The organism is Muribaculum sp. NM65_B17 (genome assembly GCF_004793735.1).
In the GTDB taxonomy this organism is placed as follows: domain Bacteria; phylum Bacteroidota; class Bacteroidia; order Bacteroidales; family Muribaculaceae; genus Muribaculum; species Muribaculum gordoncarteri.
Genome location: NZ_SRYY01000011.1, coordinates 1 through 11,856, shown reverse-complemented (window position 1 = coordinate 11,856; position 11,856 = coordinate 1). Strand labels below are relative to the sequence as shown.

The 11,856-nt window shown below is 51.3% G+C and carries 9 protein-coding genes; 4 read left to right on the top strand and 5 right to left on the bottom strand.

Annotated elements, in window-relative coordinates; all coding sequences use genetic code 11:
• The first annotated feature begins 32 nt into the window (after window positions 1–32).
• Window positions 33–1,043, top strand: coding sequence for an endolytic transglycosylase MltG (gene mltG, locus E5354_RS12375; RefSeq protein WP_135947653.1), 1,011 nt, complete (start codon window positions 33–35; stop codon window positions 1,041–1,043).
• A 34-nt stretch (window positions 1,044–1,077) separates the two neighbouring features.
• Here the strand turns inward: mltG and E5354_RS12370 are convergent, their stop codons facing one another.
• A complete protein-coding gene (locus E5354_RS12370; protein ID WP_123396503.1) occupies window positions 1,078–2,199 on the bottom strand; it encodes an AI-2E family transporter in 1,122 nt (373 codons plus the stop codon).
• A gap of 101 nt (window positions 2,200–2,300) precedes the next feature.
• On the opposite strand from E5354_RS12370, the gene E5354_RS12365 reads away from it, so the two are divergent.
• The 3 genes from E5354_RS12365 (at window position 2,301) to E5354_RS12360 (ending at window position 4,841) form a co-directional block, all read left to right on the top strand.
• Window positions 2,301–3,743, top strand: coding sequence for an MFS transporter (locus tag E5354_RS12365; protein ID WP_168353906.1), 1,443 nt, complete (start codon window positions 2,301–2,303; stop codon window positions 3,741–3,743).
• Window positions 3,744–3,850: 107 nt separating this feature from the next.
• A complete protein-coding gene (locus E5354_RS14250; RefSeq protein WP_168353905.1) occupies window positions 3,851–4,021 on the top strand; it encodes a hypothetical protein in 171 nt (56 codons plus the stop codon).
• Window positions 4,011–4,841 carry a hypothetical protein gene (locus tag E5354_RS12360; RefSeq protein WP_135947652.1) on the top strand — a complete coding sequence of 277 codons (831 nt, stop codon included), beginning with the start codon at window positions 4,011–4,013 and terminating at the stop codon, window positions 4,839–4,841. The genes E5354_RS14250 and E5354_RS12360 overlap by 11 nt, the downstream gene beginning before the upstream one ends.
• Before the next feature lie 92 nt (window positions 4,842–4,933).
• Here the strand turns inward: E5354_RS12360 and E5354_RS12355 are convergent, their stop codons facing one another.
• The 4 genes from E5354_RS12355 to dnaE form a co-directional block, all read right to left on the bottom strand.
• Window positions 4,934–5,377 carry a PepSY-like domain-containing protein gene (locus E5354_RS12355; RefSeq protein WP_168353904.1) on the bottom strand — a complete coding sequence of 148 codons (444 nt, stop codon included), beginning with the start codon at window positions 5,375–5,377 and terminating at the stop codon, window positions 4,934–4,936.
• Window positions 5,378–5,495: 118 nt separating this feature from the next.
• Entirely contained in the window at window positions 5,496–7,295 is a 1,800-nt protein-coding gene (typA, locus tag E5354_RS12350; protein ID WP_123396506.1) for a translational GTPase TypA, read from the bottom strand.
• 176 nt (window positions 7,296–7,471) lie between these two features.
• Complete coding sequence (gene trxA / locus E5354_RS12345) at window positions 7,472–7,789, bottom strand: thioredoxin (protein ID WP_123396507.1); 318 nt, start codon at window positions 7,787–7,789, stop codon at window positions 7,472–7,474.
• An 87-nt stretch (window positions 7,790–7,876) separates the two neighbouring features.
• The gene (dnaE, locus tag E5354_RS12340; RefSeq protein WP_123396508.1) at window positions 7,877–11,512 is read right to left on the bottom strand and encodes a DNA polymerase III subunit alpha; all 3,636 of its coding nucleotides are present in this window, start codon (window positions 11,510–11,512) and stop codon (window positions 7,877–7,879) included.
• Between the last annotated feature and the right edge of the window lie 344 nt (window positions 11,513–11,856).

Here is an 11,856-nt window from a genome sequence, read left to right as displayed (position 1 = left end):
GATATTAACTTATTCGTATTTTTGTATCCGATATGAGTAAGAAGAGTATAATATTGTTATCGGTAGTCGCGGCGGTGGCGGCGATTGCGATTGTGGGCGTGACTGTTTTTGTCGGATATACACGCGGTTACGACGGCGAGTCGGAGCAGTGGGTGTATGTTGGCAGCAATGCGTCGCCCGGCGATGTGTCACGTGAACTTAAACAGCGTCTTGGCGACACGGGTGCCAAGGCCGACAAGATAATGCGGCTTTCGGGCAAGGATGCTGTAAACGGTGCTTATCTTATCGAACCGGGTATGTCGGCCATCGACATAGCACGGAAGATTTCGCGCGGCGCACAAACTCCGATTAAACTTACATTCAACAATATACGCACTCTCGACCAACTCGCGTCGAGGGTGGGCGAGAGGCTTGAACTCGACTCGCTGCAGTTTATGAAGGCGTGTGACGAGGTGCTCCCCGGTGCGGGATTCACCAAGCCTACCTATATAGCTGCGTTTCTGCCCGATACATACGAATTTTACTGGACGGCAAGTCCTGAAAGCGTGGTGAAGCGACTGCTTGACTACCGCAATCGATTCTGGAACGACGAGCGGAGGGCTAAGGCGAAGTCGCTCGGACTGACACCGGTGCAGGCGGCGACAGTGGCTTCAATCGCCGAGGAGGAAACCAATAACGCCGAGGAGCGGGGCGTGGTGGCTCGGCTCTATATGAACCGATTGAACCGTGGGATGCTGCTTCAGGCCGACCCGACGGTGAAATATGCGGTGGGCGATTTCGGGCTGCGTCGCATCACGGGCGCTCACCTCGCGGTGGCATCGCCCTATAATACCTATAAGAATTCGGGACTTCCTCCGGGACCCATCAGGATGCCGTCGGCGCGTACTCTCGACGCATTGCTCAAGTCGAAGCCTCACAACTACATATACATGTGTGCCAAGGAGGATTTCTCGGGACTGCACAATTTTGCAAGCGACTTTGCAACGCATCAGAAGAATGCGGCGAGATACCGAAAGGAACTGGATAGACGAAAAATCCGTTAAGCCATAACGCTTAACGGATTTTTTTTATAAGGTGTTAAGTGGCAGGTTTTTTGTCGGGCTTGTCGTGCTTTTCGTCCCGGTGGGATACTACCGTCAGGTATTCATCGTAGTAGGCGAGCAGCAGGGTTGTGAGCGGCAGTGCTATGATGAGTCCGAGGAATCCGAGCAGCGAGCCCCACACCGATAGCGAGAGCAGGATTATCGCGGGGTTCAGTCCCATTGCCTTACCCATGATCTTGGGTGTAAGGAACAAGTCCTGAATGCACTGCACGATGCAGTAGACGGCCATGCACTCCCAGAATATGACCCAGAAGTCGATGCCGGAATCGACCGAACATACGAGGCACAGCAGGGTAGTGGGGACGAGTGATATCAACTGCAAGTAGGGAACCATGTTGAGCAGTCCTATGAACATTCCGAGTATTACGGCGAGCGGCATTCCGATGATGAGGAAGCCCACGCAGAAGAGCACACCCACGCAGAATGATATGAGTGCCTGACCTCGGAAGTAGTGGTTCATCGAGCGCTGGATGTCGTTGCCGATGCGGAACACCGTCTTGCGGTAGGCCGGGGGTACCATTCGGTGAAAGCTTTTGGAAAGACGCTCGTAGTCGAGCATGATGAAGATGACATAGAGGAAGACTATAAACCAGCTCAGCACGCCTATGATGAGGCTGATGCCGCTTGTGACAATCGACCAGGTGGAGCTGATGACGCTTTCAAACATTTTCATGCGGTCCTCACGGCCAAGCAGTTGCGACAGATAGTCGAAGTCGATGTACTTCTTTATTATCTCATGTACGCTTTCGGGTAGAAACGGAGTGTCGATGCGTGTTTCGGAGTATTGACGCAACAGGTGGGCCATGTGCTCCATCTCCGACACAATCATGGGCACAAGCAGATAACACAACGCGACGAAAAGGAATGTGGCCTCAAACAGGGTTACGAATATGGCTACGACCCTTCCTTTCAGATGAAGCAGCTGACGGTTGAACTGAACGAAAGGCTCGAATATGTAGGCGACGAGGCAGGCAACGAAAAATGGCAGCAATACGCCACGCAGCGTATATATGAGCCACAGCACGGCAAATATCACCAGGCATGAGATAATCATGCGCACTACACGGTCAAAGGTAAACGGTTGGCGTGAATACATCGTAAATGGTAATTATTGTTACGAAATTAATGAATATTTCTGTCATTATCGTGATTTTGCTTAATTTTGTAGAAAATAATCACATTAATGCAAAACTTTAAATGACAACGAACGTAAAACAATACCTTAACGACAAGTGGTATGTAAGATGGGGTGCGTTGATACTTGTGGCATCGATGATGTTCTTTGCCTACATGTTTGTGGATGTAATGTCGCCCCTGCAGTCTTTGATTGAAACTCAGCGCGGATGGTCGCCCGATGCATTCGGATACTATGCCGGCGCCGAGTATATTCTCAATGTGTTCGGCTTTCTGATATTGGCCGGTATCATTCTCGACAAGATGGGTGTGAGGTTCACCGGAACGCTGTCGGCCTCGATAATGGTAGTTGGAGCCTGCATAAAGCTCTATGCGATAAGCGACTGGTTTCAGGGCACCGCACTCGACCACTGGTTGAGCTCTTGGTGGGTCAGCATGCCCGGCAGCGCGAAGCTTGCCGCATTCGGCTTCCTGATATTCGGTTGCGGCTGTGAAATGGCCGGAATCACCGTGTCGAAGGCCATTGCCAAGTGGTTTAACGGCAAGGAGATGGCATTTGCCATGGGTGCCGAGATGGCCATAGCGCGTATCGGCGTGTTTGCCATCTTCTCTATTTCGCCCCGTCTTGCCGACTGGATGGGCAAGGACGATCCCACAGTCGTAGTGCCTGTGGCATTCTGTACGGCCCTGTTGTGCATCGGACTCATCTGCTTCATCATCTTCACGTTTATCGACCGTGCATTTGACAAGCAGCTCGACGCCGCCAAGTTGCCCGACGCACCCGCCGAGGAGGAGTTCAAGCTCAGTGATGTAAAGAACATCTTCAGCAGCAAGCTCTTCTGGATTGTCGCCATGCTCTGTGTGCTCTACTATTCGGCTATATTCCCGTTCCAGCGTTACGCCGCCAACATGCTTCAGTGCAACCTCGGCATCGATGCCACCACGGCTTCCGACATATTCCGCTGGTTCCCCATCGGAGCGGCTGCCTTGACTCCGCTTCTTGGTATATATCTTGATGTAAAGGGCAAGGGTGCAACGATGCTTATCGTGGGTGCCGTGCTGATGATTATGTGTCACTGCACATTCGCATTGCTGCTTCCCGCATTCCCGAGCAAGGCATTGGCATTCAGCGCCATCATCGTGCTTGGCATATCGTTCTCGCTTGTTCCTGCCGCATTGTGGCCTTCGGTGCCCAAGATTATGGACGAGCGATTCCTGGGCAGTGCCTACTCACTGATATTCTGGGTTCAGAACATAGGCCTGTGCCTGTTCCCCATCCTCATCGGCAAGGTGCTCACCGCATCCAATCCCGGTGTCGACAACCCGATGGAGTACAACTACACCAATCCGATGCTCCTCTTTGCTTCGCTTGGAGTGCTTGCGTTGTTCTTCGGTATATGGCTCAAGGTGCTTGACAGCAAAAAGCACTACGGCCTCGAGAAGCCCAACATCGTATCCAACACCGAGGAGAAGGTATTTGAATCGGAGGGAGAAACATTTGAATAACGAGATACAAATCTTATAAAAACTTGCATGACAAAGGCTTCGGGATTGAAAATGTCCCGATGCTTTTGTCATGATTTTAAGAGGGAAACCTTAAATTGTGATTGGCTATGAATCGGTTTGCGTGCATATTCATTGTACTTGCGGCCTTGCTGTCGATGTTGTCGGGGTGTTATCGCAATGTAAGCGAAAAGCTTGCCACCATTGACCGGATGTGTGAAGAGGACATCGACTCGGCGGTGGCCATGCTCCATGCCCTCGGCAATCCTGATGATTTATGAAGGAAATTCAGGGCTAAAGAATGCCTATAACCAGTCGTACGGCTTGTCATGGAACTACGAAAAAATGTTTGGCGGAAGCAAGCAATTCTACAACACACTGTCGTTCTACTATAAGCCTGTAGCCAATGCGCTGACAAGAGGCTACCGATATGACAGTGCGACGGGAGTGCGCACCTATAAGACCTATAACGTGAGCGGCAACCGCAGCATTGAGGCAAACCACAACTTTTTCCTATACTTCGGAAACAAGGGACAATTCGTGTTGTCAAACATACTGAACGGGACATGGAGCAATGTCGGCGACTATATAGGCGAGGATTCGGCGCCGGTGCGTCAGTCGGTCAAGAATTTCTTCCTGAGCGACAGGCTGGGGCTGCAATGTCAGCTGGGACGACAGTCCATCACGGCTTCGGTTGACCTGACCCGCAGAAACACAAGCTCGTCACGAGCCGGATTCACATCGATACACGCCACCAACATCAACTATTCGCTCAGCGGAGTGTTCAAGCTGCCCTGTAACTTCGGATTGTCGACCGACTTGAACCTCTACACCCGCCGAGGCTATATGGACGAGATGATGAACACCACCGACTTTGTGTGGAACGCAGGCGTGACATACACGGCGGCCAAGGGTGCGCTCGTGTTCATGCTCGACGGATTTGACCTTCTGCACCAGCTGAACAATGTGACATACGCCGTAAACGCGCAGGGCCGCACCGAAACTTATCGCAACATCCTGCCGCGCTACGTATTGCTGCATATTCAGTACCGATTCAACTTCATGCCCAAGAAAGCTAAGAGCCGGTTCGACAATAAATGATAATTTGACCCGATGTGAAAAGCACCAAAAAAGCGGATGCAACCTGACGGGTCGCATCCGCTTCTTTCATGATAGAGTAGATTTATATTAGTTTAATTGTCGTGAGTCACTTTGAGGACCTTGCCTGCGGCGTCGAAGCGGTAGTCGTCGATTGTGTGGTGACGCACTTCGACTTTGTAGCCCTTGGACGAGTTGTACTCAATCTCCTCAACCGCATTGATGAGGTTGTTGTCGGTAAGGGCCTTTACGGCAGCCTTAGGCAGAAGGTCGTTGATAATCGACTGCGAAAGGACAGCATTGTCGGGAGCGTCGATGCCTGTGCATTTGCCCTTCGAGTCGAAATCGATGTCGGTTCCGTCGGCCAACTCTATTTCGTAGGAATTGGACCAGAATTTCTTTTCAAATTTGGCTATAGTCGTATTGCCGAAGTGTTGCTTTATGAAGGATTTAGCTTCAACAGGGAGATTCGCATTTTCAACCGAAATGGCCTGTTGGGCATTTATTCCGATGAATCCTGCAGCTATTACAGCTGCCATAGCCAAAATTGTTCTTTGAATAAAACGATACATAATAAAAAATGTCTTATAGTTGATATTGACTATAAGACATTTAATATAAGTTTAAGTTCAGGCTGTTAGCTGAAATTACACAATTTTATTGTTTGTTAGCGCGTTTGCGTTCAAGCTCGTCGAGAATAATCTTGCGTAGTCGCAGGTGGTGGGGTGTTACTTCGACATATTCGTCCTCCTTGATGTATTCGAGAGCTTCTTCCAAGCTGAATACTACGGGCGGGATTATGCGAGCCTTGTCGTCGGCTCCCGAAGCACGCATGTTGGTGAGTTTCTTGGACTTGGTGACATTTACCACGATGTCGTTGTCCTTGGCGTTCTCGCCCACAACCTGTCCGGCATATACCTCTTCCTGAGGGAAGATGAAGAATCGTCCGCGATCCTGAAGCTTGTCAATGGCGTAGGCATAGGCGGTTCCGGCCTCCATTGCGATGAGAGAGCCGTTGGTGCGTCGCTCGATGTCGCCTTTCCAGGGCTGATATTCAAGGAATCGGTGAGCCATGATAGCTTCACCGGCCGAGGCGGTGAGCACGTTGTTGCGCAGTCCGATAATGCCTCGCGAGGGAATCTGGAACTCGATGTGGAGCCGGTCGTTTTGTGTTGTCATCGACACCATTTCGCCACGGCGACGAGTAACCATGTCGATGATCTTGCTCGAGTACTCCTCGGGAACGTTGATTGTGAGAAGCTCGACAGGCTCGCACTTCTGTCCGTCGATCTCCTTTATGATAACCTGGGGCTGTCCCACCTGAAGTTCATAGCCTTCGCGGCGCATTGTTTCGATGAGCACCGACAAATGCAGCACACCACGGCCGTAGACTGTCCAAACATCCTCGTGGGGAGCCTTGCTCACACGCAGCGCGAGGTTGCGGTCGAGCTCGCGTGTCAATCGGTCGGCAATGTGTCGTGAGGTTACGAATTTTCCGTCCTTTCCGAAGAATGGAGAGTCGTTGATCGTGAATGTCATCGACATTGTGGGCTCGTCGATGGCGATGCGGGGCAGGGGTTCGGGATTGTTTATGTCGGAAACGGTGTCGCCGATTTCAAATCCTTCGATTCCCACAAGTGCGCAGATGTCGCCCGAGCTTACTTCGCTGACTTTCTTTCGACCCATTCCCTCAAATGTGTGCAGCTCCTTTATGCGCTGCTTCACAACCGAGCCGTCGCGCTTGCAAAGGGCAATGTCCATGCCTTCGCGAAGGGTGCCGCGATGTACGCGTCCTACGGCTATTCGTCCCACGTAGTTGGAGAAGTCGAGTGATGTTATGAGCATCTGAGGGTCGCCTTCCAGGGTCTGTGGAGCGGGGATGTACTCAATTATGGCATCGAGCACGGGGAGAATGTTGTCGGTGGGCTTGCGCCAGTCGGTCGACATCCAGCCCTGCTTGGCCGAACCGTAGACGGTGGGGAAGTCGAGCTGCTCCTCGGTAGCGTCGAGGTTGAACATCAGATCAAACACCATCTCCTGTACTTCGTCGGGGCGGCAGTTTGGCTTGTCGACTTTGTTGATCACCACAACGGGCTTCAGTCCCATCTGTATGGCTTTCTGCAGCACAAATCGAGTCTGGGGCATGGGACCCTCAAAAGCGTCGACAAGCAGCAGGCATCCGTCGGCCATGTTCAGCACTCGCTCCACTTCACCGCCGAAGTCGGCGTGTCCCGGGGTGTCAATAATATTGATTTTATATCCTTTGTAGTTGATGGATACATTCTTTGACAGGATTGTTATGCCACGTTCACGCTCAAGGTCGTTGTTGTCAAGTATAAGCTCGCCGGCATTCTGATTTTCGCGGAACAGGTTTCCTGCAAGCAGCATTTTGTCCACCAATGTGGTCTTGCCATGGTCAACGTGTGCGATAATGGCAATGTTTCTGATGTTCTGCATATAGATTTTCAATTTCGACTGCAAAATTACTATGTTATTAAACATAAAACAAGAACATCCCGAAAAAAGTGACTGTTAAACCGCCAACTTTCTTGCCCGACGGCCCCATTTGGGTATATATGACAAGAGCCCGACAATTGCCGGGCTCCTGGATGCGATTGCTAAACGGAAGATTATTAGCCGATGAGGGCGTTGATTTTATCCTCGAGTGTCGACTTGGGCTGTGAGCCGGCAAGACGGTCTACAAGCTTTCCTTCCTTGAAGAAAAGGATTGTGGGAATCGACATGATGCGGTGCTCGGCTGTGAGGTCGCTCTGCTCGTCGATATTGTACTTGCCGATGACGGCTTTGTCGCCAAACTGCTCGGCGAGCTCGTCGATAATGGGACTCATGCGAACACAGGGTCCGCACCAAGTGGCCCAACAGTCAATCACTACAGGCTTTCCGCTTGCGATAAGTTCTTTTACGTTCTGGTCGGTAAATTGAGTTGCCATGATTTACGATGATGTGTATAGTTTGAAATTAAATGTATATTCTTTTCTGTCGACAAAATTATGAAAGAAATATGAACTTGCCAAGTATTATCCTCTCATTACTTCATAATCCATTTCCATTTCGTCGAGAGTGTCGAGCAGATTCTTTGTGATGGGAATCTTTACGCCTGAGGCGAGCTTGACCGAGCGGTTGAGCTCGGTGTCGCGCACCCTGAGGAAAAGGTCGCCACGATTGGTGGTCGACGACTTTATCATGTCGTTGATTATTCCGTGGAAATTTTCGGTGACCTTGTCGGCGTTGATGTTGATGGTTATTCCGTTGACAAGCTGACCCTTGGCCTCCTCGAGCAGTTTGATGCCGGTTATCTGGAAGCGCACATCACTGTTGCGGAACCGTCGACCGTAACGGCCGTGGATGAGCAGGGGCGTTCCTATCACACCGTATTTTCCGTAGTCGATGAAGTCCTGTCCGAAGAGCCTCATTTCGGTCGAGCCTGAGTAGTCCTCGATTTTCAGAATTCCGAAGTTGCCGGAGTTGCCTTGACGCACGGTGTACTCGGTGACCATGCCTCCGAGGGTCAGTTCACGACCTTCGACTGGACCTTCCTCGATGTAGTCCTTTATGCTCATGCAGCCATACTTCAGCTCGATGTAGTAGGGGTCGAGCGGATGTGCCGAGAGGTACATGCCCACGAGTTCACGCTCGCGCTCGAGTTTTATGTTGTCGACCCAAGGCACGGCAGGCTTCACCGGCGGACGACCGGCGGTGTTGATTGAGTCGTCGAAGTCGCCGAAGAGTGAATTTTCCTGATTGTTCTTGGCGTTCTGGTAGCTTTGGGCGTATTTTACGAGCTGCTCGGTGAATGTTTCGTCCTTGGCGTTGGTTTCAAAGAAGTCCTCTCGCTTGAGTTCGGTGAAGCAGTCAAATGCTCCGGCAAGGGCGAGGTTCTCGATTATTCGCCTGTTGATGGAACCACGGTTGACGCGCTCGACAAAGTCGTAGATTGAGGTGAAGGGGCCGCCTTCGTTACGCGCTGCGATAATGTCGTTGACAACGTTGAGCCCCACACCTTTTATGGCCGCCATTCCGAAGCGTATATCGCCGTCCTTGTTAACACCGAATGCCGAGAATGATTCGTTGACATCGGGGCCTTTCACGTTTATGCGCATGGCCTTGCACTCGTCCATGAATCCGGTGAGCTTGTTTATGTCCGAGAGGTTTCGGCTCAATACCGCCGCCATGTATTCGGCCGGATAGTTGGCCTTGAGGTAGGCTGTCTGGAATGCCACCCATGAGTAGCATGTGGCGTGACTCTTGTTGAATGCGTAGGATGCGAATTTTTCCCAGTCGGCCCATATCTTTTCAAGAATCTCGGGCTTGTGACCGTTGGCCTGTCCGCCTTCAAGGAACTTGGCCTTCAAGGCGTTCATCTTGTCGATGAGCTTTTTACCCATGGCCTTGCGCAGTGTGTCGCTCTCGCCACGCGTGAAGTTGGCGAGCAGTCGCGACAGCAACATCACCTGCTCCTGGTAGACTGTGACTCCGTAGGTGTCCTTGAGGTATTGCTCCATCACGGGTATGTCGTAGACGATGGGCGACTTACCGTGCTTGCGGGCGATGAAGTCGGGGATGTAGTCCATGGGGCCCGGTCGATAGAGGGCGTTCATGGCTATGAGGTCCTCGAATACCGACGGCTGCAGCTCGCGCAGGTACTTCTGCATTCCCGCCGACTCAAACTGGAATGTTCCCGTGGTGCGTCCTTCGCAATAGAGCTGATAGGTCTTCGGGTCGTCGATGGGTATTGTGTCGATGTCGACATCGATGCCTCGCGTGAGCTTGATGTTGGCGATGGCCTCCTTGATTATCGACAGGGTCTTGAGTCCGAGGAAGTCCATCTTTATGAGTCCGGTGTCCTCGATCACGCTGCCTTCATATTGGGTTACGAGCAGTTTGGTGCCGTCCTTGTCGGTCGCGGTGCTCACGGGCACCCAATCGGTAATGTCGTCACGGCCGATAATCACGCCGCACGCGTGTACGCCGGTGTTTCTTACATTGCCTTCAAGCTCCTTTGCGTAACGCAGTGTTTCCACCACGAGCGGATTGTTGCTGCCCAGCTCGGCCTTGAAGTCGTTGACATATTCGTAGCAGTTCTTGAGTGTGGGCTTCAGCTCCTTTCCGTTGACTTCGGGCATGTGCTTGGGGATGAGCTTGGTCAAGCGGTTGCTCTCGGCAAGCGGTAGCTGCTCGATACGGGCGACATCCTTTATGGCCGACTTGGCCGCCATGGTGCCGTAGGTGATGATTCGGGCCACTTTCTCGGCTCCGTATTTCTCGGTAACGTATTTCAACACATCGGCTCGTCCGTCGTCATCGAAGTCGATGTCGATATCGGGCAGCGAGATACGGTCGGGGTTGAGGAATCGCTCAAAAAGGAGGTCGTATTTTATGGGGTCGATCTGCGTTATGTCAAGACAGTAGGCAACAGCCGAGCCGGCTGCCGAGCCACGGCCCGGACCGATGGAAACTCCGCGTTCGCGTCCGGCGCGAATGAAGTCCTGCACAATCAGGAAGTAGCCCGGGAATCCCATGTTCTTTATGGTGTCGAGCTCGAAGTCGAGTCGTTCGCGCTGCTCTTCGTTGGGCTCGCCCCAGCGTCGTTTGGCGCCTTCATAGGTGAGATAACGCAGATACTCGTCGTTGTCGTTGAAGCCTTCGGGCAGGGGGAAGTTTGGCAGAATCGGTTTGTGGTCGATTGTGTAGGTCGTTACCTTGTCAAGGATTTCAAGAGTGTTGGTCAACGCTTCGGGCAGGTCGGCCCACACTTCGTTCATCTCGGCCTGGGTCTTCATCCATTCCTGCTTGGTGTAGCGCATGCGCTTCTCGTCGGTCAGAAATTTGTTGGTGCTCACGCATATTAGTCGGTCATGAGCCTCGGCATCCTCTTCATTGACAAAGTGGACATCGTTGGTGGCGATGATTTTTATGTCATATTTTCGGGCGATGCGTATAAGCTCGGGATTGACTCGTTCTTGTACTTCGTAGGTGTCGGTGTTGCCTCCCGGTTTGTTGGTCTTGTGACGCTGCAGCTCGATGTAGTAGTCGTCGCCGAATGTGTCCTTGAACCATTTGACCTGTCGCTCGGCCTCTTCGATTTCTCCGGCCTGTATCAGTCGAGGTATTTCGCCGCCAAGACAGGCCGAGCACACAATGAGTCCCTCGCGGTGGTTGTAGAGGGCTTCCTTGTCGGTTCGCGGATGCGAGTAGAAGCCTTCGGTCCATGCCTGCGACACTATCTTGATGAGGTTGTGATAGCCTGTTTCGTTTTTCGCGAGCACGATGAGGTGACGGCCCGTGTCCTTCTTGTCGACATGCTCATGCAGTGACTTCAGGGCCACATACATTTCGCATCCGAATATGGGCTTGAATATTTTTTCGTTCAACTTGGCGATCAGGGCCTCGTTTTGTGCCACTGTTTCGTCGTCGTTCTCCTCGCGGGCTTTGGCTATGGCCTTTTCAGCCTCCTTTATTTCGTCTTTAATTTTTCCATTTTTCTTTTTTACGTAGTTGAAGAACTCTTTTATGCCAAACATGTTTCCGTGGTCGGTAATGGCGAGTCCTTTCATTCCGTCGGCAATGGCCTTGTCGACGAGCGCAGGTACTGATGCCTGGCCGTCGAGAACCGAGAATTGAGTGTGTACGTGTAGATGTATGAAGGGTTGCATCTGTGATAAGTTTTTTCAAAGGTACGCCAAATTTTCCGATTTTCATCTATCTGTTGATTAATTTTGGCGTGAGTGGTGATTTGGCCGATTCTATATAATAATGAGTGCTGTTTTATGCGCTTTTTAGAGCGTTGTGTTAATAGATGTTAAAGATTAAAATTGCAGATTGCTATAATATGTTGAATAACATAGTTTTTGAAGCGATTGTTCATCGGGGCATGAAAAAAGTGCAGGAAAAATATTTGCATAGTTCAAAATTATCCTCTAACTTTGCACTCGCTTTTGAGAACGAAAGCAACGAGAACATTGAAAGAGTTAAATAGACAAGAAGTAGTACAAGAGCA